Origin of the sequence: Rhodococcus sp. 14-2483-1-1 (assembly GCF_002259335.1) — a bacterium.
Lineage (GTDB): Bacteria > Actinomycetota > Actinomycetes > Mycobacteriales > Mycobacteriaceae > Rhodococcoides.
Window position 1 is genome coordinate 801802 of sequence record NZ_NPFX01000014.1, and the last position, 25074, is coordinate 826875.

Here is a 25074-nt window from a genome sequence, read left to right on the forward strand (position 1 = left end):
ATGTATCTCGCCGGGATAGGCGCGAGTTTTCAGGAAGCTGCGGCCTCCGGGCCGCTGATCCTGGCTCTCGGTGCCTGCGTCCTGGCCGGACTCGTCTCCTTCGCATCACCGTGCGTCGTTCCACTGGTACCGGGTTACCTGTCTTACCTCGCCGGAGTCGTCGGAGCCGACGCGCCGGCCGTGAGTGCCGACGAGGCCGCCGTCAAGACGAAGGTGCGCAACGGACGGGTTCGAGTAGCCGGTGCGGCGGGACTGTTCGTACTCGGGTTCACCGTGGTGTTCGTCCTCGCCACCGCGTCGGTGTTCGGCGCAATATCGGTGCTGGCGATCAACCGTGAGCTGCTCATGCGCATCGGCGGCGTCGTCACCATCGCCATGGGACTGGTATTCGTCGGCCTGATCCCCGCACTGCAGCGCGATGTGCGCTTCGAGCCGAAGCAGATCGGTTCACTGGCCGGCGCTCCGCTGCTCGGAGGCGTGTTCGCACTCGGGTGGACCCCGTGCCTCGGGCCGACACTCGCAGGCGTCATCTCGCTCGCCGCAGGCACCGACGGTGCGACGGCAGCGCGCGGCGTCACCCTCATCGTGGCGTACTGCCTCGGTCTGGGATTGCCGTTCGTGATCCTCGCGTTCGGTTCGGTCAGCGCGCTTCGAGGCGTCGGCTGGCTACGTACACACGCACGACAGATACAGGTGTTCGGCGGAATCATGTTGATAGCGGTAGGAATTGCACTGGTCACCGGTGCCTGGGATCAGTTCGTCGGTTGGGTACGCGACGCCTTCGTCTCCGATGTGGTGTTGCCGATATGACCACCGACGTCGAAGAGCGCACCGAAGCGTCGCCGCCCCACAAGCAGTCGGTGCTGGGCAGGGGAGTGGCCCTGATTCGCAACACCTGGCGCGGTCTGACCAGCATGCGCACCGCGCTGGTGCTGCTGTTCCTGCTGGCGTTCGCCGCAGTGCCCGGTGCCCTGGTGCCGCAGCGCAGCCTCAACGCAGGCAAGGTCGAGCAATACATCGCCGACCGGCCGACCCTCGGCCCGATCATGGACAAGTTCGAGCTGTTCGACGTCTTCGGCAGCTTCTGGTTCACCGCGATCTACGCACTGCTGTTCGTCTCGTTGATCGGATGCATCCTGCCGCGGTGTATCGAGCACGCAAAGCAGTTGCGTACCAAGCCTGTTCGCGCCCCACGCAACCTCTCGCGGCTGCCGCACCACAGTCGGTACGACGTCGACGGCACACCCGAGGACATTGCCGGGCAGGTGCGTGCTCAGCTGCGCGGCTGGCGCGTTGCTCAGCGAACCGAGGACGGCGGAGCAGTGACGCTCTCGGCGGAGAAGGGGTACGTCCGTGAACTCGGCAACCTCGTCTTCCACCTCTCTCTCGTCGGGCTGTTGGCCGCGATCGCCATGGGCAAACTGCTCGGCTACGAGGGCAACCGCATCGTGATCGCCGACGACGGCCCCGGGTTCTGCACCTCGACCCCCGCGAACTACGACTCGTTCCGCGCAGGCAATCTCGTCGACGGCACAGACCTCGAGCCACTGTGTGTGCGCGTCAAGGACTTTCAGGCCGACTACCTCGACAACGGCCAGGCCGAGATGTTCACCTCCAACATCGAATACCAGGCCGGCGACGACCTGACGAACAACGTGTGGCGCGACGATCAGCTTCAGGTCAACCACCCGTTGCGCGTCGCAGGCGACCGCGTCTACCTGCAGGGCCACGGCTATGCACCGACCTTCACCGTGACGTTCCCGAACGGTGAGACCCGTACCGACACCATCCAGTGGCAACCGACGGACGCCACGACCTTCCTGTCCAGTGGCGTGCTGCGAGTCGACCCGCCCGGCGGTTTGTATCCCGACGCACTGGACCGCCGGAAGAACCAGATCGCCATCGAGGGACTGTTCGCGCCGACGGCGTCGTTCCACGGCAGCCTGCTGTCGTCGAGCTTCCCTGCGATGAACGACCCCGCCGTCGCGATCGACATCTACAAGGGCGACACCGGCCTCGACACCGGACTGCCGCAGTCCATCTTCTCGCTCGACCAGGAAATGATCGCCCAGGGTCGGCTGGTCAAGCAGGATCGCGTCAACCTGATGCCGGGAGAATCCGCGACGCTCAGCGACGGCACCGTCGTCACGTTCGATGGGGCGAAGGAGTTCGTCAACCTTCAGGTCTCGCACGACCCGGCTCAGACCTGGGTGCTCGTCTTCGCACTCACGATGATGGGCGGGCTGCTCGTCTCACTGGTGATCAAGCGTCGCAGAATCTGGGTCCGGCTCACCGCCGACGCCCAGGCACGACGTACTGTAGTAGACCTCGGCGGACTTGCACGCACCGATCAGGCGGGGTGGGGCGAAGAGTTCGACCGCCTGTGCACCCGCCTGCTCGGCGACACCTCGAAACAGGAGAACTGACCGATGCCGATCAACGAGACCCTCTCGCAGTACAGCGACTGGTCGTTCGAATCAGCGTTCACCATCTACGTGCTCGCATTCGTTCTGCTCATCGCTCAGTACGCGTCGGCCAAGGCCACGGCTGCTCAGGCCAAGGAACTGGTCGGCGCAGGTGCCCCGGTGGTCGAGACCCGGCCGGGTCGCGTCGCGGAAGCGCCGAAGCGCCCGCTCTCCGACCGCCTGGCAGGCATGGGCTTCGCGTTGCTTGCGCCGGCCCTCATCCTGCACATCACCGCGGTGGTGCTGCGTGGGTTCGCCACGCACCGCTTCCCGCTCGGCAACATGTACGAGTTCGTCACCATGGCCACCGCAGCCGCGGCCTTGACCTCCGTCATCGCCCTGCGTAAGAAGACGATGCGTCCGATGCTGGTGTTCGTTCTCGCACCGATCATCGTGCTGATGTTCTTCGCCGCCACCAAGCTCTACGCCGACGCCGCCCCGGTCGTCCCGGCACTGCGGTCCTACTGGCTGCCCATTCACGTCACCATCGTCAGCGTCGGTAGCGGCATCCTGCTGGTTTCCGGCGTCGCTTCCCTGCTGTTCCTACTGCGCATCAAGCAGCCACTGGGAGAGGAAAGCATCGGGTTCTGGGGCAAGTTCGCTTCCAAGCTGCCCGACGCCCAAGCCCTCGACCGACTCGCATACAAGACGACCATCGTCGCCTTCCCGCTCTTCGGAGCAGGCGTCATCCTCGGCGCGATCTGGGCCGAGGCCGCATGGGGACGCTTCTGGGGCTGGGATCCCAAAGAAACGATGTCGTTCATCACCTGGATCATCTACGCCGCCTACCTGCACGCCCGCGCCACCTCCGGCTGGCGCAACACCCGCGCCGCGTGGATCAACGTGGCCGGATTCACCGCCATGCTGTTCAACCTCTTCATCATCAACATGGTGGTCTCGGGCCTGCACAGCTACGCGGGTCTGAACTAGCACTCGGCCGCTGCGCAGGCCGCTCAGCTGGTAGCGTCCGATCCGGCTCGATGGGGGAGACATCCGAGCCGGATCGAAGGATGTAGGACGCGAACTGGGGGGAATCGGTCATGGCCGATCGGCACGAGAACAATTGGCAACCCGTCCGACCATTGGACGACGACCCGCCGGACGACCGAGATCCGGAGCCTGCGGTTGCCGTCGAAACCACACCGGTGTCCGACGCGAAGCCTGCGGTTCCACGGGAACCGTTCCGCTCGACCCCCATCACCATGCCGCCCGAGAGCGCGGACAATCCACCGGTAGCGCCACACGAGGCCACGCCCACGTCTGGTCCGCCGCCGGTTTCCGTGGACCCTGCGATGGTGGCGCAAGACGCTCCCGAGTCGACCGACATCGGTGGTGAAGCAGGGAGCGGGACAGATGCTGCGGCCGACGGACCTGATGAGGTTACGGATTCCAGTGGGGTGGCGGTGCTCGCCGATTCGGTGGCGGTGCTTGGCGATGAGGTGGACAGGGTCACTGCGAGCGGGACGTCTACGAAGACTCCCGTAGCCTCCGCTGAGCAGGCGACTTCTGCGCTGCAGAGCACCGTGGCCCCATCTCCCGAGGCGAAGCCGATCGAGAGTCCGCCTACGGCGCCGGTGCCATCGGGGCCACCGCCACCTCAGCAGTGGATGCCGCAGAATTATGGAGCGCCGCAGAACCCTTGGGCACCGCAGAACAACGGGGCTCCGCAGAACAACGGGGCTCCGCAGAAGAACGGGGCTCCGCAGAACAACGGGACGCAGCCCCATGGGCCGATGATGCCTCTAGGTCAGGGTGCGCCGCAGAACCAGTGGCCAGCTCAGGCCGGTCCGTGGCCCCAACTTCCGCATCCGCAATCCGTCGCACAGCACCAGCCGCAGCAGCGCGGCGCAGTCGACGCGCATGGTCTGGGTCCCCAGGCAGCGGCGGTCGGTCAGAGCCTGTCGGGTGATCGTCTGACCGTGCAGCCGGTCTCCTCGCACGATCTCGGCAACTCGTTGCTCGTTCGATCGGCGAATGTGCCACCGGTTTCCGGGTGGCGTCGGGCGCTGTACGTGATGTCCGGCGGCCACATCGATGTCGGTAACAGCGCCGCCCAGCAGCGTCGGCTCGAGCTGACCGCACAGGTCGATCGGACGCTCGTGGGGTGTTATCGCGTCGCGGTGCTCTCACTGAAGGGCGGTGTCGGCAAGACGACCACCACCGCCACGCTCGGGTCGACGTTCGCCGACATCCGAGGTGATCGAGTGATCGCGATCGATGCGAACCCCGACCGCGGAACTCTGGGGCAGAAGGTTCCTTGCGAAACAACTGCAACCGTTCGAAACTTGTTGCGTGACATGGATTCTCTGGATCGCTACAGCGACGTCCGTGCCTACACGTCGCAGAATGCCAACCGATTGGAGGTGTTGGCGTCCGATTCGGATCCGGCAGCGTCGGAGGCGTTCAGCGGCGAAGATTACGACCGCGCGGTCGACATGTTGGAGAAGTTCTACAGCATCGTGATTACCGATTGTGGAACCGGTTTGATGCATTCGGCCATGGAGAGCATTCTCGAAGGCACCGACACTCTGGTGGTCGTCAGCTCGGCGTCGGTAGACGGTGCACGGAGCGCGTCGGCGACGTTGGACTGGCTCGATGCTCACGGGTATCGATCATTGGTGGCCACGTCGGTGGCCGTGGTCAACGGGGTTCGGCCCAGAGCGGGAAAAGTCGATTTGCAAAAGGTCATCGAGCACTTCGAGCAACGATGCGCCCATGTACGGACGATTCCGTTCGACCCGCATCTCGAAGAAGGTGCGGAAATCGAGCTGGATCGTCTTCGTGGACGGACCCGCACCGCGCTTCTGGAAGTGGCGGCAGCGGTAGCGGCCGGGTTTCCCGACTCGCCCACCGCTTCTCGCCCCGATTGAGAAGCTGCCGAACCCTACTCGGTCGGTTCGGTGCCGGCCTCGGTTCCGTCTTTCCCGCCGCGGCGAGCTTCACGATTGATTCGCCACAGAAAATCGGGATCGTCATCTGGTCCGACTGTGCGGGTGGGCGCAGCACCTGCGCTGGGTCCGAAGGCCTTCCAGAACAGAACCACCACTGCCACCAAGCCGATCAACGCCAATAGATAGATCACGACGCACCTCCTACTACGAGGGTAGCCGCGATGCAACAACCTCCGCACCCGTCGAGCGTCGAAGATTCCTGAGAATGTTCGATGAGTTCGTACGGGTGCGGAGTCTGCGGGTACTTCGGTATCGCGTCCGGCTCAGTGGTGTACGCCGGCTTCGGTCGTCAGAGAGGTCAGCAGCTGCATGACCTCGGTCTCACGGAACCGACGGTGTCCACCGGGAGTGCGGAGCGATCCGAGGCGTCCGGCGTGTGCCCAGCGAGTCACGGTCTTGGGGTCGACGTGAAAAAGCGCGGCTACCTGACCCGGCGTGAGCAGTGAGTCCTGAGCCTTCTGGAATGTGGGTGCGCTCATCTGTCGTGTCCTCCTACGATGCGGTTCGGTGCATTTGCGTCGAACCGGAGATATCGGTCTGCTGCGTTCGGAACCCATGGTTGCACTCGAACCCCTAGGTACTCGACTGATACAAGGTTGGTAAAGGGGAGGTAATGGACAAATCGGTCACTGCGGGGGCGGGTCGGAATGCCCGGTGAGACCGGTAACCTGGAGGCCGTGAGTGAAGCGACGAATGCCGACAGTAGCGAACCGACCAGCGGAAATGTCGTTCCGGTTAGGTCGGCCAAGAAGTCCCTCGCCGTGAACCTCGGCGTCTACACCTTTGCGCGACTGGCCCTCGTCATCGTGATCGCTGCCGTCATCGTGGGCGTCGGTTTACTGTTCGGCGTGGAGGTTCCGGTTCTCGTCGCCGCGATTTTCGCTGTGCTCATCTCATTGCCTCTGTCGCTGCTCCTGTTCAAGAAGATGCGGATCCGCGTCAACGAATCCATCGCGGCAGTCGACGAGGACCGGCGCACCGCGCGTGCGGACCTGCAGTCGAAACTGCGCGGTGAAGACGGCAAGAAGTGACTTCATCGGTCGATCACTCGGGATCACGGACCTGGGTCGACAATGCCGTCCGGCTGATCGAGGCCGATTCGCAGCGCAGCGCCGACACGCACTTGTTGCGTTACCCCCTTCCTGCAGCGTGGGAGATTTCGCTCTACCTCAAAGACGAGTCCACGCACATCACCGGCAGCTTGAAGCATCGGCTGGCTCGGTCGCTGTTCCTCTATGCGATCTGCAACGGGTGGGTCACCGAGCGTACGACGGTGATCGAGGCATCGTCGGGCTCCACCGCCGTCAGTGAGGCGTATTTCGCTCGACTGCTGGGCCTGAAGTTCGTCGCAGTGATGCCGCGGAGCACCAGCCCGGCCAAGGTTGCGCTCATCGAGTCTCATGGTGGGAGTTGCCATTTCGTCGATCGGCCGGGCGAGATGTACACCGAGGCGCACAGGCTCGCAGCCGAACCCGACTGCCACTACATGGACCAGTTCACCCATGCCGAGCGAGCTACCGACTGGCGCGGCAACAACAACATCGCGGAGTCGATCTTCGATCAACTCCGGCTGGAGGAATGCCCCATTCCCGACTGGGTGGTGGTGGGCGCGGGGACCGGTGGAACCAGCGCCACGATCGGCCGATACATCCGATATCGCAGGCACGCAACGCAACTGGCTGTGGTGGACCCAGAGAATTCGGCGTTCATCGGTGGCTACGAGACCGGGGACGCGGGATTCGAGACCGGCTTGTCCTCCCGCATCGAGGGCATCGGACGACCGCGCGTCGAACCGTCGTTCGTCGGCCAGGTGATCGACAGAATGATCGCTGTTCCCGATGCCGCGTCGGTCGCCGCCGCGAGATTCACCTCGGAGGCACTCGGAAAGCGGGTGGGCGGATCGACGGGCACCAACATCTGGGGAGCCTTCGGATTGATCTCGGAGATGATCGCCGCAGGCCGACGCGGCAGCGTGGTGACGTTGCTGTGTGACGGTGGAGATCGGTACTCGCAGACATACTTCGACGACACTTGGGTCGCGGACCAGGGCATGAATCTCGAAGAACCGACCGCCGCTCTCGAAAAGTTCATTCGTACCGGGGCATTCTGACTGGGCCCCGATGGCCGACCTACCTGCTCACAATCAACGACGCCACCGCAGTTGCAGCGGCTACCGTGCCGACAGCCGGCCACGCACCGATCTTCTTCGCAAGCGGGTGCGAAGCGCCGAACGCGACGAGGTAGGTCCCGAGCAGTGCGCCGGCGCGAGCCGAGCCCGAGGATTTCTGCCACTGCGCTGTGCACGCCACGCCGACCGCCGCTAGGACTGCTCCGCCGAGTTGCCGATTGCCCGATTGCCGGGCAACAGCGAAGCCGCCGAGCAAGCCACCGGCGGCCAGGACGGAGGTGGTGATCGAGCGTCGAGCATCGTGGTCAGCCATGTTCGTCACCCTAGCCGGGCCTGGACGCGCAGACTCCGGGCCAGGTGGTCTCGCTGCTCGATCACCAAGCGCCGTAGCGCTGCCGGTGCCCACTCGTGGTCGGCGAGCCACGAGTCTGCGGTGTCGGTAGACGATTGCTGCGGAAAGAGGCGAACGACGATTCGCCGTGCGATCTCGATACTGCGTGAGGTCCACAACGACGAGATGGACTCGAAGTATCGGTCGTCGTAGGGCGCAGTGAGGTCCGGTCGGTGACCAGCCCCGAACCCGGTGATGAAGGCGTCGAGCACATCGTTGGAGATGTCCTCGCGTTCGGTGACGGCGGCCCACGCCCTCGCCTTGACGGCGGCGTCGGGGATCGCCGTCGACGCCGCAGTATGAGCGGTGCGTCCCGACAGGGTGTCGTCCGAGGCCAGTTCGCCATCGAGGTCGTGGGAAGTCGCGTGGCCGGTGGCGGCGAGTGCCAGCCAGAATGCCCAGCGGAGATCAGGATCGAGTCGCAGCCCCGCGATGGTGCGAGTGCCATCGAGCAGTGAGCGCAAATCCTCCGCAAGGAGGTCGTCCAGCTGCGCAGTCGATGCGACCGCACGCGCCCACACCAACTGTGCGTCGCTCCCGGGTTCGCTCGACTGCAGTTGCGTCCACGACGCATTCAGCCATTGCCGGGTGGGTTCGTCCCGCCGATCGTCACCGAGATAGTGCCCGAGCGTGAATGCCACGTTGGCCGTCACCGCGGAGAGAAGGCCGATCTTGGGCTCGTTGGGCGCAAATCTGGTTGCGACATCGATGTATTCGCGCGCAGAGAGCTCAGCGTCCCGGGTGGAGTTCCACAGCGCGGACCACACGAGCCCTCGCGCGAGCGGGTCGACGACGCGGTCGAGGTAAGCCTGCACGGTGGCGGTGGAGCGCTCGTCGAATCGGATCTTGGCGTAGGTCAGATCGTCGTCGTTGAGCAGGACCAGTGCGGCATCTTCGAAGTCGACCGGTGTTCGCGCTTCTGTGATGTCGAGTTCCCGGCGGTGGGTTCTCGTCAGATTCCCGTCCTCGTTCAGATCGTAGAGTCCGACGGCGATGCGGTGCGGCCGCGGATCCGTCTGCTCGATGGCATCACCCGTAAAGGACAGTGTGGACACGCCGGTGGTCTGCAGCCACGCGGCCGCCCAGGTGTCGAGATCGCGTCCGCTGGCGGTGGACATCTCGCTCAACAGGTCCGTCAGAGTCGTGTTACCGAAGGCATGGGTGCGAAAGTAGTTGCGGGAGGAAGCGAAGAAGGCGTCGGCACCGACGAATGCCCCCAATTGCTTGAGCACGCTCGCGCCCTTGGCGTAGGTGATGCCGTCGAAGTTGAGCTTGGCGGCCTCGAGATCGGTGATGTCTGCAACGATCGGATGAGTGGTGGGGAGTTGATCCTGCAGATAGGCCCACGCTTTTCGGCGGTTCGCGAAACTGACCCAGGCATCGGTGAATCGGGTGGCCTCGGCCGATGCGTACGCACCCATGTAGTCCGCGAACGACTCCTTGAGCCACAGATCGTCCCACCACTGCATCGTGACGAGGTCGCCGAACCACATGTGTGCCATCTCGTGCAAGATCGTGTTGGCGCGAGCCTCGTACTGGGCTTCGGTTGCCGCCGAACGGAATACGTACGATTCGGTGAACGTGACGAGCCCGGGGTTCTCCATCGCACCGAGGTTGTACTCGGGGACGAAGATCTGGTCGTACTTACCGAACGGGTACGGATAGTCGAACTTGTCGTGGAAGAAGTCCAGGCCCCGCTTCGTGATGTCGAAGATGTCCTCGGCGTCGAAATGCTCGGCGAGTGAGGCTCGGCAATATGCGCCGAGAGGAACGGTCAGTTCGCCTCGCGTCCATGATGATTCGACGCCGTGATACGGGCCGGCCGCAACCGCGGTGATGTAGGTCGATATGGGCAGGGTCGGGGCAAAGGTGGTGACCGTGTCGTCGGTGACCCCCGCGCGGTTGGACAAGACCGTCCACGCCGGTGGTGCCGTGACCGTCAGCGTGAACGAGGCCTTGAGGTCCGGTTGCTCGAAGTTTGCGAACACCCGGCGAGCATCGGCCGGCTCGTACTGGGTGTAGAGGTAGACGCTGTCGTCTACCGGGTCGACGAAGCGGTGCAGTCCTTCTCCCGACCTGCTGTATCGCCCGCGAGCACGTATCCGAACGATGTTGTGCTCGGTGAGTCCGACCAGTTGGATGCGAGCGCCGTCGTAATCGACCTGAGCGTCGGTGCCGTTGACGGTGACCTCGTCGACAGCGGCACCGATGAAGTCGACCCATGTCGCTGCGGTGGTGGCGTCGAATTCGATGGTCGTGACCGTCTCGAAGGTATCGACATCCATGTCCTCGGCTCGCAGGAGATCCAGATGGACGAGATACTTCACCCCGTCGATGTGTCGCGATCGCCTGCGAGTTTCGGTCCGGGTCAGATTTGCGGTGCTCACCGAACCAACCCTAGGTGATTCGTTTTCACAGGGCGGGTGGGGTGAAGTAGTGATTTCCGAGTGGATCGACGATATGTAGGACTCCTTCCGGGAGTAGTTCGGTGCGCCACAGCTTCCGCGTTTTGAGGTTGTGGTGGAGCCGGCAGCGCGGACCGATGTTCGTGAGAATCGTCCAGCCGCCTTTCTCGGGTTGTTGTCGGTCGAATTCGACGATGTGGTCGAGGTCGCATCGTTCCGAAGGCACGTTGCAGCCAGGATGGAGGCAGTACGGCTGTTCGGCACGAACTCGCGCCGCGAGAGATCGACTGGGCGTGTAGCTCAGTGCACCCGGAGGCGGGAGTTTCATGCCCCCGTGGCCGTCGGGATACAAGGCGTGGACGCCGATGGGGTCGTGCCCGACGATGCCACGCCACCGTTCGATCAGCGTTCCTCCGCCCGGCCGCGATCGCATCGCGGTATCGGGCGCCGATTTATCAGGTGCAGGAGGCTTGGGTGGTGGTGCGGCCGGTGGCATCGTGTCCGAAGTGGGACTCGAAATGTCGCTGGATGTTTCACCGGTTGCGTCGAAATTCGTGTCCGAGGGCTCGGTTGTCTCCGGACTCGGACCACCGGTCTCGTGGGTATCAGGGGCCTCCGGATCCGTCGCGTCCCCGCGAGACACCTGGCATGTGGGGCACTCACACAGCAGTGCCTCGCTGCGCATCAATGCAGTCTGGGCGTCGCCTCGACGCTGGTCGTCCGAACGCGGATCCTCCGGGTGCAGACGCGTGACCTCGGCGTCGATCCGCGAAAGCTGTTCGTCGGCTTCGCCGTCGGTCATCAGGGTGGTCAGGCTCGACAGTCCCCGTGCACGGCGACGAAGACGGATTCGCTTCTCGGTGCGAGCGGCACGCTTGCGCACCGCGCGGTCCCAGTCGGCGTCGGCCTCGATGAGCAGTCGGTCGATCTCGCGGCCCAAGGTGCTCGGAGCCATCTCCCGGGCGGCTTTGAGAATTTCGGGCTCGAGAGCGACGACCGTCTCCGGCCGAGCATGAAGCAGATGATCGTGGATCGTCCTGACTCGCTCCAGGTCGAGCGCACCGTCGATGAAACCCTGACGCACGAGAGGGCGCAGTTGACGCCACATCTGCAGCTTGTTGTTCACAGCGGCGAAGGTGGATGAAAGAGCCGCCGCCAGCTCGCAGATCGCCGAGCTGAACAGATCTTTCTCGGTCACCCCGGTGTCCCACGGTGATGCGCATGCCGTTCGATTTCGGACATAGTGGTCCATGAGGGCGAGTTCCGACGCGACGGCAGCGTTGATCCTCCGACGCGCGCCCAGAACGTCGGCGAGCGCGGAATGTTCGTCCGTCGTCCACGCCGCTTTTCGTAGCCCCATGTCACCCCCCAGCGACCGGAGATCGAACACGTATTCGACCTCGTTGCCACGAGCGTAAACCAGGGCACCGACACATTCCCCGGCCCTGGTGGAAGGCCCTCAGAGCGCGCCGACGGCGCGAGTCACATCGAGTTCGAGGAGGTAGTGATTGATGGCGATCGCTGCCTTCGATCCTGCTGCTGCCGAATTGATCAGCTGGGCGGGAGAATCCGAGACGTTCCCTGCAGTCCACAGGCCGTCGACACTGGTGAGTCCGGTCGGGTCGGTAGCGACCCACCCGTCGTCGAGGCGGGAGCATCCGATCGGAGTCAGCAGCGTGTCGTTCGGAACGAACGTCGGGCCGACGAACACGACTGTTCGAGGAACGACGGTCCCGTCGGACAGCACGATGCCGACGACGCGACCATCCCGCACGACGACTCGGGCAACGGGCGCGTCGATGATATCGACGGAGCGAGCGCCGAGTCGGAGGCGTTCGTCGGCGCTCAGTTCGATGCCGTTGGTGAAGAAGACGACGTCCTCCGACCACTGTCGAATCAAAGACGCCTGATGGACCGTGAACGGCCGGTTGGGACCGCCGACAACGGCAATGGGCTGATCCCGTACTTCGTAGCCGTGGCAGTACGGGCAATGCAGAACCCCCGAACCCCACTGCTCTCGGACGCCGGGGATGTCGGGTAGTTCGTCGCGAAGCCCGGTGGCCACCAATACCGATCGGGAAGTCAGGACCGTGCCATCACCGAGGTGAATCTCGAAGCCGTTCTCGATTCGAGTTACGTTGCCCTGCAGTATCTCTCCGTCGTACCGGAGAACCTCCTGGCGTCCGGCCTCACGCAAGTCCCCAGGTGAGGAACCGTCGCGGGAGAGAAAGTTGTGAACATGGTCGGCAGGAGCGTTGCGCGGCTCTCCGGCGTCGACGACGATCACCCGCCGGCGTGCCCGCGCCAAAAGGGTTGCGGCACTGAGCCCGGCCGGTCCGCCGCCTACGACTACGGTGTCGTATGTCAAGAGCACTCCTCGAAGTCGATGGGCTGGAGTGCGAACGTAGCAGAACTGTCAACTGGTTAACAATATTGGTGGTGACGATGGCCGATGACTCGCTCCGCGAGCTGACCTGCGCACGGTGGACCGACTTCAATCCGGAACTGGACACTTCGCCGATGCAGGTGGTGGCCCAGATCAAACGAATCGTCGCGCTGCTCGATCTGGCCGTCGAGCCGATATACGCCGCCGCCGATGTCTCCGTCGCCGAGGTGGAGTTGATGGTGCCCCTTCGTTATGCAGTCGAGCAGGTGACCGCGGTGCGGTTGGCGGAGTTGCTCGGAATGACTCGCGCCGGGGTGAGCAAGGCACTCGCCAAACTCGAACGCCGCGGATTCGTGGATCGAGTGCCCAGCGCCGAAGATCGACGGTCTGCTTCGATCACCCTGACCGATCGGGGAAAGGGCGTTGTCGACGAGGTCTTTCCTCGCGAACTCGACGCTCACGGAAGACTGTTCGACGCATTGGGTGCGCAACGGACGCGTGTTCTCGAAGCTCTGGCTACCCTCGCCGAGTCGATGGAGGATGGTGTGTCATCGCTGTGACGGCTCGGTCGACCTGCTCGAGGGCTACGCTCGCGGGCAGGTGCGGGAGCGAGCTCGGAGGGGCACACGATGAACACATTTCAGAAGTCGGCGGCAGCGTTCAACAGGGTTTTCATGGTCGTGATGAAGGCACCCGTGCTCGACAGGGTGCTCGGACGGTCGATGGGCATCCTGACCTACACCGGCCGAAAGTCCGGCAAGAAGATTTCACTACCGCTGGCTATCAGCCGGAAAGGTGATCACCTGAAAGTCAGGGTGGCGATGCCGGACAAGAAGAACTGGTGGCGAAATTTCACGAACGACGGCGGTCGCGTCGACGTCGATCTCGGCGGCGTTCAGTACACAGGCCTCGCGACGGCGACCCGCGACGATCGCGGGCGAGTGTTCGTCGACATCGCCGTGGATCACTGAGCGCCGCCCGAACTCTGTGCCGGATCTGCCGGACTCCCCTGTCAATCAAGGTTGACAGAAGTCGGTCTGTCAACCTACATTGACGAGCATGACCGAAGCCACTGCACTTGCAGCCGCAGCCGCCAGTCCCGATCCGGGGGAGGGGCTGCGTGCGGTAGCGGCTCTTCGACGGTTGCTCGAGCGGCTGGAAGCCGTTCAGGTTCGCACCGCCCGCAATCAGGGATGGTCGTGGCAGGCGATAGCGGACTCGCTGGGCGTCAGTAGGCAGGCGGTCCACAAGAAGCACGGCGGAAAGGGAAGGTAGACAATCATGTTCGAGCGATTCACCACGTCCGCCAGAGCAGTCGTGCTGGGTGCCCAGGGGCAAGCGCGGGCACTGCACTCGCCACGTATCGAGCCCACCCATCTGTTCCTCGGTGCGCTCGCGGTCGCCGAAGAGCCGTTGAAGAACGCGCTCGCCGAGGCCGGATTCACCGTGGATGGCGTACGCGCGGACGCGCAGTCTCAGGATGCGCGTGCGCTGAGTTCACTCGGGATCGACCTGGACGCGGTCCTGACGACCGTCGACGCCGCCCTGGTTTCGCACGCCGTCGACGGGGCGCAAGCGGACGGCCTGAATCACATACCGTTCGCGCCGTCGGCCAAGGAAGTATTGAAGCTGTCGCTGAAGGAAGCCGTCGAACGACACGATCGCAAGATCGGCGTCGAACATGTACTTCTCGGTTTGGTTCGAGGTGCCGATCCATGGTTCACCGAACTGGTGCAGCGGCATTGTTCGCTCGATGAACTGCGGTCGACGGTCCTGCTCGTTCGGACGCCGTAGCCGCCCGACGCTGCGAACCCTACGATGGCGGCCATGAACTTTCTGATTCGGCTCGTGATCAACGCTGTTGCCATTTGGGTCGCCAAGGAATTCGTCGACGGGATCACCGTCACCAGTTCGGGTCGCGGTGACGGGTGGGACATCGTGGTGCTGCTCGGGATCGCAGCCGTGCTCACAATCGTCAACGCGTTCATCAAGCCGATGGTCAAGCTGCTCTCGCTGCCGTTGCTGATTCTGACTCTCGGACTGTTCACTCTCGTGATCAATGCGCTGATGCTGCTGTTGACAGGCTGGTTGTCGTCGCAGACCGGCTACGGCCTCGAGATCGTGGGATTCGCCGCTGCGTTCTGGGGCGCGATCATCATCTCGATCGTGAACTTCCTGCTCGGCGCGTTCGTGCCCGACAAGCGTTAGGCGAAGGCCAACGCAACACCGGTGCTCGCGCCCCAGACGAGCATCGCCAAGCCCGAATCGCGCAGTGCGGGAATCAGTTCGAACCCGTGCGCACCCTTGCGTACCGGGGAGTTCGCGCGAGCAGCGAAGGGGAGTGCCAGCAGGCCCACCAGTGCCCACGGAGTTCGGGCAATCAGAACCACCGTCATCGCGAACGGCACCACCAGCAATGCGAGATGCAGGTAGCGAGTGCGGGTGTCGCCCAATCGGACTGCAAGCGTGAGCTTTCCGGATTCGGTATCGGTGGGGATGTCCCGCAGGTTGTTGGCGACGAGTACGGCGCTCGAGAACGATCCGACGGCCACCGCGGCCAACACTCCGGCCCAATCTATCTGCTCTGCCTGCACGAACTGCGTGCCGAGAACCGCGACGAGTCCGAAGAACACGAATACCGCGATCTCGCCGAATCCGCTGTAGCCGTAGGGTTTCGAGCCGCCGGTGTAATACCAGGCACCGGCTATGCAGACCAGGCCTACGATGACCAACCACCAGGCACTGGTGGCAGCCAACGCCAATCCGGCCACGGCTCCGACGGCGAAACAGCCGATCGCGGCCCTCTTGACCGCGCCTGCGGAGGCCGCCTTGGAACCGACCAGGCGCAAGGGCCCGACTCGATCGTCGTCGGTGCCGCGGATTCCGTCCGAATAGTCGTTGGCGAAATTGACGCCGACGATCAGGGCCAGCGAGACGATCAAGGCCAGCAGCGCCTTCCACCACACCCCGGCGTCCAGGGACACGGCTGCACCGGTACCGACCAGGACGGGAGCGATCGCGTTCGGGAGTGTGCGCGGTCGCGCGCCTTCGATCCATTGCGCAGTGGTGGCCATGAGCGACGATCCTTCCGTATCCGCTCGACGGACGAGAACGCGGCCGGTCAGAACGGCAGGCGCGGCAACACCGGTAGTGGGATGACGGGCATCTGGACGCCGGGAATCTGTGGCAGTGGCACCGTCGGTGCCGGCGCAGGTGCCGGTGGGTTGTAGTGCGGTTGGTACTGAACATAGGGTTCCGGGTCGGCGGCAGGCGGCGGCGCGGAAGTCGTCGTCGGGGCCGGCGGCGGGACGTCGGGTGTGGGTGCCGTCGTCGAGGTCGTCGTAGTGCCGGCCACAGGCGATGTGGTCTGCGAAACGCGCTCGCCCACGCTGGCGGGGGTACTCAGCGGTTGGTCTCCTTCGCTGGACCCGATAGCGGTGAACAGCCCGATGGCCGCGATGACGCCCGCGATCGGCAGGGCGATCATTCCCAGCCGGGTCAGTGCCGGTCGGTGTGAGACGAGGGGCGGCACATGGGCCGCGTCCACGTGGGTGGCGTGCACAGCCGCTCCGCCGGCGACCACCAGCTCCGGCCGATCCGGGACGATGACCGGCAGCTGCAGAAAGCGTTCCAGCGTGGCCCGGACCAACGGAACATTGGAGGTTCCACCGATGGCGACGACGGCATCGGGATAGAACTCGGCTTCGAGACCGAGTTGGCGTACCGTCGCGGCGGCCTGCTCGGTGGAGCGCGCAATCGACAACTCGAAGATGTGCCGCTCGAGGAGGACGTGCTCGCCGTCGGGTGTGCTGGTGGTCTGGTGTGTGGACAGCGCTTCCTTGATTCCTCGGCAGAAGGCCGTCAGTGCACTCTCTTCGTCGGGAGACTGCGGCGGTCGCACGATGCCGAGACCGAGGATGTGCTCGCGGACGACAGCGTCGAACGCGCTACCGCTGATGGCGGTGGTGCGCGTCGAACCGTAGGAGCGGCCGGATTCGACGTCCACGATGTCGACGCCGACGCCTGTGTCTCCGGCGTCGAACAGTGCGATCGTTCGGTGGTGTGACGGCAGTCCGGGCCGCAGGTATTCCAGTGCCGCGCCGGTTTCGTCGATGAGGTGCACGTCGGAGACGTACTCCTCGGCCAGGGCGGCGGCAATCTGTGCCCGCTCCACGGGGGTGCGGTGGGCGACGCCCAGGGACTGCGGTGCGTCGGGCCGATCGACGATTCCGCGGACCACGCGCGCGACGTCCTCGGCGGAGGGGGAGAGCTGCCAGTCGTCGAACGGGGTGCCGTCGCTCCAGGTGCCGTCTTCGGTGGTCCGGGCCGTGCGGATGCCGCACGTGCCCAGTGACACACCCACGGACGAACGCATCGCTTCTCCGGCCTCTCCGATTCGATGACGGGGATCAGGTGTAAATTGCGCGCCCTCGAGTCAGGCGACGAGGTCACTCTACCGTCTCACGGTTTGGTTAGGGTCTCAAAACAATCCAAACGTCAATTCGAAGCGTTCGGCCCCGCGGCCTACGATCTGAGGACAGTGCCCCACGACATCGCGGATCCCGAGACGACGCACCTCACGGCCGAACTTCCGGTGGTGGGGATCCTCGGCGTCGTGACGACCGTGATCGACGGCCGTCCCGTGCCGGTATCGGGTACGCGGGCGCAGGCCCTGCTCGTGGCGTTGGCGCTGGATCCGGGGCGGGCGCGGTCCTCGCAGGGGCTCATCGAGGAGGTGTGGCCCGGCGAGCCTCCCCGATCACCGAAGAATGCTCTGCAGACACAGATCTCTCGACTGCGATCGGCGCTGCCCAGCGGCGCTCTCGAGAGTGGGCCCGGGGGATATCGGTTGGTTCTGAATGCCGAGGACATCGATCTCGGCCGGGCCCGTGCTCTGACCCGCGGCGCGGAGGGCCGCCTCGCTCAGGAGCACTTCCAGGATGCACTCGACCTGGTCGTCGAAGCCCTCGGTCTGTGGCGCGGTGAGCCCATCGACTCGGTTCGGGTCGAGGCCGACGCGGTTGGGATGGCTCTGAAGTCGCTGCAGGTCGCGGCCCTCCTGGGTCTGAGAAGATACGGCGACGCTCTGCCGCATGCGCAGGCCCGCGCGGCCGAGGATCCAGCCGACGAGCGTGCTGCTGCCGACCTCATGCGCGCGCTGCACGGTGTGGGCCGACCCAACGACGCGCTGACGGTGTTCGCGGACTTGCGCAACTATCTGGCCCAGCGGTTGGGAGCGGATCCCTCGCCCGCGACGACCGCACTGAATGCCGAAATTCTCGGTCACGACGCGCCGAAGGTGCTGCAGACCATCGGGCTTCGTGCCGCACCCAATGCCTTGATCGGTCGAGGTGACGACATCGTTGCGATCGAGGAGTTGCTGCACACCTCTCGCGTCACCACCGTCCTCGGTCCTGGCGGCGCGGGCAAGACGCGCATCGCACATGCCCTGGGTCATCGAGCTGCCGATTCGATGCCGGTGGCGTTCGTCGAATTGGCGTCGCTGCGCAGTGGCGAGGACGTCGCCTCGGCGATCGGAGCCACCCTCGGATTGACCGAGGCGGATTACACTGTCGGCAGTCTTCAGGTCGCCCGGGTGCACTCGATTCACGAGCGTCTGGTCGACGTCTTCTCGACTCGCCGAGGTTTGTTGATCCTCGACAACTGCGAGCACGTGATCGGCGAGGTGGCTGCAGTCGTGGACGAGCTCGTGGCTGCGACGGATCTGGTGACGGTATTGGCGACCTCCCGTTCGCCGATGGGGTCGACGGCCGAATCGGTGTTTCCGCTGCCCTCTCTCGGCATGCTCGGCCCGAATTCGCCTGCTACTGAGCTCTTTTGCGTCAGAGCTCGTGCAGTTCGCCCGTCCGTGCGACTCGATCCCGACGCTGTCGCGGCCCTGTGTCACACCTTGGACGGCCTGCCCCTTGCCATCGAGTTGGCCGCAGCGCGAGTGAAGTCGATGAGTGTGGAGGACATCGGCACGCGGTTGCACAAACGATTCGCGCTGCTGAGATCGACGGACCGAACCCGTCCGGAACGACATCGAACGTTGCACGCGGTCATCGACTGGAGCTGGAATCTGCTCGACGGCACAGAGCAGGCAACTCTTCGCCGGCTCTGTCGCTTTCCTGCGGGCTTCGATCTCGACGCCGCGCGAACGGTGGCGGAATGGTCCGAGGTCGAGGATGTTTCGTTTGCGCTCGACGGTCTGGTGAACCAGTCCATGCTCACAGTTGCCGAGACGTCTACGGGCGTGCGGTACCACATGCTCGAGACCGTCCGCGAGTACGGCGAGGAGCAATTGGACGCGAGCGGGGAGGAAGAGCAGGTCGCACTACGCCTGCGAGCCTGGTCGACTGCGGTGTCGACGAGGATTTCCGCAGGCTATGCCGGCGGGCGTCCGGCCGAGATGGTTCTGCTGCTCGAGGCGGAGCACGACAACCTGCTCTCCATGATGAGACATTCTTTCGCACATGATGTTTCGGAGCACGTCTGCACTCTCTTCTCGGTACTGGGCTACTTCTGGGCCATGCGCGGCGCGCATTCCGAGGTGCTGAACTGGGCCGACAGGGTGCAGAGCAGTATCCGCCGCGGGATCGCAGAAACACCCGATGACAACGCCGTCATGTGCATGCTGGTTCTGGCGGCGCATTTCGCCTACGGACGACAACTGCGTCGGGTAGCCCGAGTTCGAGTCGATCTACGAAATCTGTTGCGCCACAGAACCGACATCGCACCGGGGTTGCGGTTCAATGCCGAGGTGCTCGTGCACCACATCGGAGGGCGAGGGTTGGCCAGAAAACTGGCTCTTGCCACGCGCTCCGAATACGGCGACGTTCGCTGCAACGCGTACGTGGTTCGCGCGATGCTCGCTCAGAATTCGGGGCGATTGCACGAGTCGATTCGAGACGGTGAGCGCGCTCTCGGCATCGCGCGTAGTCGTGGTGATCTGTGGGCAGTGGGGTCCACCTCGCAAACACTTGCCAGCTCCTACGGTCTGGCAGGCGATCAAGCCACGGCCGCCGAGTACTACCGAACCTCCGCCGATGTCATGTGGACGATGCATGCCTACGAGGAGAGCATGCAAACCCGAACCTTCCTGGCAATGGCCCTGATCGGAGCGGGTCGGGTGGACGAGGGGCGGGCGCTGGTGGAGGAATTGGCGTCGGGAGGTATGGCGCAGGACTGGAGCCCGGGCAATTCCGGTGACACCGCTGATCCGGGGCCTGCCCACGATTCCGGCGCTCGGTGGGATCGTGCGCAGCAGCAGTCGACGTCCGCGTCGTTGACTGCGGCACGGGCAGCGGCGGACGTGGAAGACGGTCACGTCGAACGAGGTTTGGCGCAATTTCGGGAAGCATTGGCCATCGGGGGCTGGCCATCGCAGGACGCGAGCGATCCGTTCATGACGATTCTGGTGTGCGCGGCCGTCGGAGCGCATGTATTGCACGCTCGTGCGGCGGAGATGCGCGAAGCGGTGGGGGAGCTGGTGCGCACGCCGTGGAATGCGTTGGTGCCTGGCGGTTTCTACGATATTCCGATGCTCGGCGCTGTTGCGTGCGCAGTGGGTTCGTTCGAGGTGCAGTGCGGGGACCGCGAACGTGGAGTTCGGTTGCTGGCCGCGTCGGACCGGGCGGTGGGTCGCCAGGATTTTCCGTCGATGCGCATCGATCGGCACGTGGCCGCAGCCCGCGCGATTGTCGGTGACCCTACGGTCGACGCCGGTATCGCGCGGGCTGCTGGTATCACCAGACATGCTGCACTGCAGGAGATCTTGAGTTCGCTACCCGTGTCCTAGGCCTTGCGCATGTACGACTTGACGGTCAGTGGGGCGAAGACGGCGACGATGACCACGGCTCCGACGAGTGAGTACACGACGTGAATACCGAAGTGCCCGTTGTTCGCCAGCTCTCGGACCGCCGTCACCAGGTGTGAGACGGGGTTGACGTCGGCGAAAGCCCTCAGCCAGCTCGGCATCGTGGAGGTGTCGACGAAGGCGTTGGACAGGAACGTCAGCGGGAACAGCACCAGCATCGAGATGCCCTGGACCGAGGAGGCTTTGCTCATCAAGGTGCCCAGCAGTGCGAATATCCAGCTGATCGCCCAGGCGCAGAACATCACCAGCAGGACGGCTCCGGCGAGGCCGAGAAATCCTCCGGCCGGGTGGTAACCCATCGCGAACCCGGTGAGGAAACAGACGACCGCCGCGATGAGGTAGCGGATGACGTCGGCCATCAATGCTCCTGCAAGCGGAGAGATTCGGGCGATCGGTAGAGACCGGAATCGGTCGAAGACGCCCTTGTCCATATCTTCTCGCAGCTGTGTGCCGGTGACGACGGAACCGGTGATCACCGTTTGCACCAGGATTCCGGGCACGATCATCGGCAGGTAGGACGTGACGTCCCCGGCAACCGCGCCGCCGAAGATGTAGCTGAACATCAGGGTGAAGATCACCGGTAGCAGCACCACGTCGGTGAGTTGTTCGGGATTGTGTCGGAGCTTGAGCAGCCCGCGATATCCCATGGTGGCGGACTGGGCGGCGGTACGGGCCAGGCCGATGTGGCGGACGACCGGACGGTCGGCGGGGTCGATGTACGTCGAAGTTTGCGGAGTGAGAGTGGTGGTCATGCTGCGTCCTCGTCTGCGCTCTTGCCGGTGAGGGTCAGGAATACCTCGTCCAGGCTGGGTTTGGTGACGGTGATTTCGCTGACGTCGATGCCGAAGTCGCGCAGTCGAATCAAGATGTCGGGGGTCATCGATGTGTCGGTCATGGGTGCAGTCAGACGAGCAGACGCGGGGCTGACCGACACGTCTGTGCCCAGTTGCCTCGCAACCAGAGCTCGGGCGTCGTCGATCTGGTTTCGGTCCGCGAGAGTCAGGGACAGCGCCGAGGTGCCCACCGAGGACTTGAGCCCGTCAGCGGTGTCGTCGGCGATCACGCGGCCGTGATCGATGACGGCGATGCGATCGCACAGTTGGTCGGCCTCGTCGAGGTACTGAGTTGTCAGTAGAACGGTCGAGCCCGCCGCGACGAGCCGACGAATGGTGTCCCACATCTGGGCTCGGGTGCGGGGGTCGAGCCCGGTGGTCGGCTCGTCGAGGAACAGCAGCGGCGGTGCCGAGATCAGGCTCGCGGCCAGATCGAGGCGCCGCCGCATGCCACCGGAGAACAACTTCAACGGTCGCGACGCTGCGTCCGTCAACTCGAATTCCTCGAGGAGTTCGACGGCTTTGGCTTTGCTGTCGCGTCGACTCAGGCCGAGAAGCCGGGAGAAGACGACGAGATTCTCGGTCGCGGTGAGATCCTCGTCCACCGATGCGTACTGACCGGTGACGCCGACGAGCGACCGGACCGCGGTGGCGTCGGCGACGACGTCTCGGCCGAAAACTCGGGCCGAGCCGCCGTCGGGTCGAAGGAGGGTGGCGAGCATGCGGACCGTTGTGGTCTTGCCCGCGCCGTTGGGGCCGAGGACTCCGTAGACCGCCCCGGTAGGGACGGTCAGGCTGACACCGTCGACCGCGCGTTGTTTACCGTATGTCTTGACGAGGCCGTCGGCCTCGATAGCTGGTGTGGTCATGGGACAACGATCGCCCCGACCGCTTGCACGACGCGTACGTCGCGCTTGCGTCACCTTTCATGTGCCGCGTGGTGTCACCTCGTGCGTGGTGTCACCTCTTGCGGGGTGTCACAGTGGCAGCGAGGTCTCCGTCAGGCCGACGCCACCGGTCCCGCGCAACTTCCTGAACCATTCGGTGCCGAAGGCGGTGGTGAGTTGTTCGATGGGCATCTGCAGAAACGGACCGAAATCGCCGACCTGGGTCTCGTGCGCTTCCATGGCTGCTCGCTTCGCCGCGATCACGCTGGACACGTCGACCACCGTGGTGATCTCGGTTTCCGGCAGTCCGAACGTCTCCATGTCCGGCGGTGACGCCTCCTCGCCCCAGTGCGGATTTGCCTCCATCAGTCGGCGCATGTGATCGCGGTTGGTCGTGGTTTCGTACACGTACCTGGTCTCGGCGATCTCGGTGGCGCGCTTGCCGACCACATGCACCTGGATGTGGTCCGGGTGGCCGTATCCACCGTTCGGGTCGTAGATGGTGACGACGTCGGCCTGCTCTTCGAGCAGCACGTCGGCCAATCTCCCAGCCGCGGTGTCGACGTCGACGTTGCAGAAGGCCTCCGGATTGGCATTTTCCGGAGTGCCCGCCATGCCGGAATCGGCGTAGTGCAACCGAACGATGCGGTCCACTCCCAGAACGGCGGCCGAACGATCCAGCTCGATGCGTCGGCGCTCTGCCAGGGTCTCGCCGTCGGTGAGGATTCCGTCCGGAAACTCTCCGAGGGCACCGTCGGTTGCCGTGACGAGTACGACGCGATGGCCGGCATCGGCAGCCAGACGCATCACCCCGCCGGTGCCGAACACTTCGTCGTCGGGATGTGCATGGAAGCAGACCAGAACACTCATGCGTTGAATGCTTGCACGTCGAAGTGGGTGCGGCCCAGTCGGCGGGCCAATACGATCGACGGGTGACCACACAGCGGTCGGCCTCGATAAGTTCGTACTGGCGGGATTCACGAGCGGATCGGTACTGCCGCGCACTACATCCCGTCGGGATCTTCTTCGCGCTCGTGTTCTACGCGCTGTCGATGACTCCGTCCCTGCTGCCCCGTGCGTGGTACCTGCAGGCGGTGGCGACCGGTATCAGTGTCGCGATCGGTTACGGCGTGGGATGCCTCATTGCCTGGGTGGTCCGGCTCTGCGGAGTGTCACCGGACTGGTCGCAGCAGTGGCGTCGACGTGGGTGGTGGGCGCTGGCCGTGGCTGCAGTGGTGGTGATTCCGCTGTTCCTGATCCTCGGATCCTGGTGGCAGCAGATCGTCCGCAAGCTGGTCGGCGTGGAAGACCCCGGCCGTCCGCTGTACGTCGCGGTGCTGCTGCTCTCGTTGGTGGTAGCGGTGGCGGTGCTTGCTCTCGGCCGCCTGCTGCGCAGAGCGACTCGGGCGCTGACGCGCTGGGGCAAGCAGTACGTTCCGAGGCCGGTGGCGAGGATCGCGAGCGTGATCGTGGTTGCGCTGCTGGTGGTGTTCGCTGTCAACGGTGCACTGATTCGGGGAATTGTTGCCGTCGCGGAGAAGTCCGCATCGACTGCCGATCGCGGCAACCACGATGGGGTGGAAAAGCCTACGGCCGCCGAACTTTCGGGTTCGGATGCCTCGAACGAGGAATGGGATTCGCTGGGGCAGGAGGGTCGACGGTTCGTCGTCTCGGGAGCATCGCCCGACGAGATCAGCGACTTCACCGGAAGACCTGCAGTGCAACCGATCCGCGCGTACGCCGGAGTCGAGTCGGCCGACACCGTCGAGGGCGTCGCAGAGCGCGTGGTGGCCGAACTCGAACGTACCGGCGCATTCTCGCGGGCCGTGCTCGGTGTAGCGACCACCACCGGACGTGGGTGGGTCAACGAATCCGTGGCCGGCCCCCTCGAGTATCTGTACGACGGTAATTCGGCAATTGCGTCCATGCAGTACTCGTTCCTGCCGAGCCCGATGGCATTTCTGGCCGACCGCCAGACCCCGCAGGATGCCGGACGAGCCCTCTTCGAGGCGATCTACGCGGTATGGAGCGAACTTCCGGAAGATTCACGACCCAAGTTGGTGCTGTTCGGCGAGAGCCTCGGTGCATACGGCGGGCAGGATGCATTCAGCGGTGCCCAGGACATGATCGCGCGCATCGACGGTGCCCTGTGGGTCGGCAACCCGAACTTCACACCTCAATGGGCCCGCATAACCGGTGGACGCGACGCCGGTTCCCGCGAGATCCTGCCTGTCATCGACAGCGGCGAACACGTCCGTTTCGCCGGGTCTTCCGGTGACCTCGACATCGGCGGACCGTGGGAGGAGCCGCGAATCGTCTACTGGCAGCATGCATCCGACCCCATCGTGTGGTGGTCACCCGATCTGATCCTGGGCCGACCCGATTGGCTGAACGAACCGCGTGGCACCGACGTCGACCCTGGAGTGCAGTGGTTCCCGTTCGTCACGTTCTGGCAGTTGACCTTCGATCAGGTCTTCTCCACCGACGTCGACGACGGTCACGGCCACAGCTACGGAGCCGACGCGGTGCGGATGTGGGCCGACATCCTCGATCCGCCCGGCTGGACGGACGCAGACGTGGAGCGACTGTACGAGAAAATGGTGGGTTGAGCTGATCGTCCGCTGCCCCTGACCATGCCGCTGCCCCTGCCCCTGCCCCTGCCCCTGCCCGCGCTCCCCCCTCGCGTCCCCCCCGCCCGCCACCTGCGCCCCACGGAGGAGTCAAGCCCGCGCACAGCCGAACCGGAGGC

At 64.5% G+C, this 25074-nt stretch carries 24 protein-coding genes; 13 read left to right on the plus strand and 11 right to left on the minus strand.

Going from position 1 to position 25074, the window contains the following annotated elements; all coding sequences use genetic code 11:
- The 4 genes from CH294_RS15190 (at position 1) to CH294_RS27510 (ending at position 5335) form a co-directional block, all read left to right on the plus strand.
- A complete protein-coding gene (locus CH294_RS15190) occupies positions 1–810 on the plus strand; it encodes a cytochrome c biogenesis CcdA family protein (protein ID WP_094738431.1) in 810 nt (269 codons plus the stop codon).
- On the plus strand, positions 807–2426 hold the full coding sequence (locus CH294_RS15195) for a cytochrome c biogenesis protein ResB (RefSeq protein WP_094738364.1): 1620 nt from the start codon (positions 807–809) through the stop codon (positions 2424–2426). The genes CH294_RS15190 and CH294_RS15195 overlap by 4 nt, the downstream gene beginning before the upstream one ends.
- Positions 2427–2429: 3 nt before the next feature.
- A complete protein-coding gene (gene ccsB / locus CH294_RS15200; protein WP_032401886.1) occupies positions 2430–3395 on the plus strand; it encodes a c-type cytochrome biogenesis protein CcsB in 966 nt (321 codons plus the stop codon).
- A 677-nt stretch (positions 3396–4072) separates the two neighbouring features.
- On the plus strand, positions 4073–5335 hold the full coding sequence (locus tag CH294_RS27510; RefSeq protein WP_212709803.1) for a MinD/ParA family protein: 1263 nt from the start codon (positions 4073–4075) through the stop codon (positions 5333–5335).
- Positions 5336–5349: 14 nt separating this feature from the next.
- Here the strand turns inward: CH294_RS27510 and CH294_RS15210 are convergent, their stop codons facing one another.
- Positions 5350–5547, minus strand: coding sequence for a hypothetical protein (locus CH294_RS15210; protein WP_032380405.1), 198 nt, complete (start codon positions 5545–5547; stop codon positions 5350–5352).
- Between the two features lie 132 nt (positions 5548–5679).
- Positions 5680–5895, minus strand: a complete 216-nt coding sequence (locus tag CH294_RS15215; RefSeq protein WP_032380406.1) for a BldC family transcriptional regulator — start codon at positions 5893–5895, stop codon at positions 5680–5682.
- Positions 5896–6063: 168 nt separating this feature from the next.
- Between CH294_RS15215 and CH294_RS15220 the strand changes: the two genes are divergently transcribed.
- The gene (locus CH294_RS15220) at positions 6064–6447 is read left to right on the plus strand and encodes a DUF4229 domain-containing protein (RefSeq protein ID WP_094738365.1); all 384 of its coding nucleotides are present in this window, start codon (positions 6064–6066) and stop codon (positions 6445–6447) included.
- On the plus strand, positions 6444–7526 hold the full coding sequence (locus CH294_RS15225; protein WP_094738366.1) for a PLP-dependent cysteine synthase family protein: 1083 nt from the start codon (positions 6444–6446) through the stop codon (positions 7524–7526). The genes CH294_RS15220 and CH294_RS15225 overlap by 4 nt, the downstream gene beginning before the upstream one ends.
- Positions 7527–7545: 19 nt before the next feature.
- On the opposite strand, the gene CH294_RS15230 is transcribed toward CH294_RS15225, so the two are convergent.
- From CH294_RS15230 to CH294_RS15245, 4 genes are all read right to left on the minus strand, one after another.
- Positions 7546–7857, minus strand: a complete 312-nt coding sequence (locus CH294_RS15230) for a hypothetical protein (RefSeq protein ID WP_032401889.1) — start codon at positions 7855–7857, stop codon at positions 7546–7548.
- A 5-nt stretch (positions 7858–7862) separates the two neighbouring features.
- Complete coding sequence (gene pepN, locus CH294_RS15235) at positions 7863–10322, minus strand: aminopeptidase N (RefSeq protein ID WP_094738367.1); 2460 nt, start codon at positions 10320–10322, stop codon at positions 7863–7865.
- A 25-nt stretch (positions 10323–10347) separates the two neighbouring features.
- Positions 10348–11730, minus strand: a complete 1383-nt coding sequence (locus CH294_RS15240) for an HNH endonuclease signature motif containing protein (RefSeq protein ID WP_141216512.1) — start codon at positions 11728–11730, stop codon at positions 10348–10350.
- A 69-nt stretch (positions 11731–11799) separates the two neighbouring features.
- On the minus strand, positions 11800–12714 hold the full coding sequence (locus CH294_RS15245; protein ID WP_212709799.1) for an NAD(P)/FAD-dependent oxidoreductase: 915 nt from the start codon (positions 12712–12714) through the stop codon (positions 11800–11802).
- A 71-nt stretch (positions 12715–12785) separates the two neighbouring features.
- Between CH294_RS15245 and CH294_RS15250 the strand changes: the two genes are divergently transcribed.
- From CH294_RS15250 to CH294_RS15270, 5 genes are all read left to right on the plus strand, one after another.
- On the plus strand, positions 12786–13286 hold the full coding sequence (locus CH294_RS15250; protein WP_094738434.1) for a MarR family transcriptional regulator: 501 nt from the start codon (positions 12786–12788) through the stop codon (positions 13284–13286).
- Between the two features lie 69 nt (positions 13287–13355).
- Complete coding sequence (locus tag CH294_RS15255; RefSeq protein WP_094738369.1) at positions 13356–13697, plus strand: nitroreductase/quinone reductase family protein; 342 nt, start codon at positions 13356–13358, stop codon at positions 13695–13697.
- An 88-nt stretch (positions 13698–13785) separates the two neighbouring features.
- A complete protein-coding gene (locus tag CH294_RS15260; protein ID WP_032401893.1) occupies positions 13786–14001 on the plus strand; it encodes an HTH domain-containing protein in 216 nt (71 codons plus the stop codon).
- 6 nt (positions 14002–14007) lie between these two features.
- On the plus strand, positions 14008–14520 hold the full coding sequence (locus CH294_RS15265; RefSeq protein ID WP_094738370.1) for a Clp protease N-terminal domain-containing protein: 513 nt from the start codon (positions 14008–14010) through the stop codon (positions 14518–14520).
- A 33-nt stretch (positions 14521–14553) separates the two neighbouring features.
- Positions 14554–14934 (plus strand): phage holin family protein, encoded by a 381-nt coding sequence (locus tag CH294_RS15270; RefSeq protein WP_032380413.1) that lies wholly within the window; start codon positions 14554–14556, stop codon positions 14932–14934.
- On the opposite strand, the gene CH294_RS15275 is transcribed toward CH294_RS15270, so the two are convergent.
- Positions 14931–15800 (minus strand): 1,4-dihydroxy-2-naphthoate polyprenyltransferase, encoded by an 870-nt coding sequence (locus CH294_RS15275; RefSeq protein WP_032380414.1) that lies wholly within the window; start codon positions 15798–15800, stop codon positions 14931–14933. The genes CH294_RS15270 and CH294_RS15275 overlap by 4 nt on opposite strands.
- A 47-nt stretch (positions 15801–15847) precedes the next feature.
- On the minus strand, positions 15848–17101 hold the full coding sequence (locus CH294_RS15280) for an Hsp70 family protein (RefSeq protein ID WP_094738371.1): 1254 nt from the start codon (positions 17099–17101) through the stop codon (positions 15848–15850).
- Positions 17102–17266: 165 nt separating this feature from the next.
- On the opposite strand from CH294_RS15280, the gene CH294_RS15285 reads away from it, so the two are divergent.
- Positions 17267–20527, plus strand: a complete 3261-nt coding sequence (locus CH294_RS15285) for a BTAD domain-containing putative transcriptional regulator (RefSeq protein WP_249305288.1) — start codon at positions 17267–17269, stop codon at positions 20525–20527.
- Here the strand turns inward: CH294_RS15285 and CH294_RS15290 are convergent.
- From CH294_RS15290 to CH294_RS15300, 3 genes are all read right to left on the minus strand, one after another.
- Positions 20524–21357 carry an ABC transporter permease gene (locus CH294_RS15290; RefSeq protein WP_094704040.1) on the minus strand — a complete coding sequence of 278 codons (834 nt, stop codon included), beginning with the start codon at positions 21355–21357 and terminating at the stop codon, positions 20524–20526. The genes CH294_RS15285 and CH294_RS15290 overlap by 4 nt on opposite strands.
- Positions 21354–22307 (minus strand): daunorubicin resistance protein DrrA family ABC transporter ATP-binding protein, encoded by a 954-nt coding sequence (locus CH294_RS15295; RefSeq protein WP_032401898.1) that lies wholly within the window; start codon positions 22305–22307, stop codon positions 21354–21356. Before CH294_RS15295 ends, CH294_RS15290 begins: the two co-directional genes overlap by 4 nt.
- Before the next feature lie 108 nt (positions 22308–22415).
- The gene (locus CH294_RS15300; protein ID WP_032401899.1) at positions 22416–23195 is read right to left on the minus strand and encodes a PIG-L family deacetylase; all 780 of its coding nucleotides are present in this window, start codon (positions 23193–23195) and stop codon (positions 22416–22418) included.
- A gap of 62 nt (positions 23196–23257) precedes the next feature.
- Here CH294_RS15300 and CH294_RS15305 point away from each other — a divergent pair, with 62 nt between their 5' ends.
- On the plus strand, positions 23258–24934 hold the full coding sequence (locus CH294_RS15305) for an alpha/beta hydrolase (protein WP_249305289.1): 1677 nt from the start codon (positions 23258–23260) through the stop codon (positions 24932–24934).
- The last annotated feature ends 140 nt before the right edge of the window (positions 24935–25074 follow it).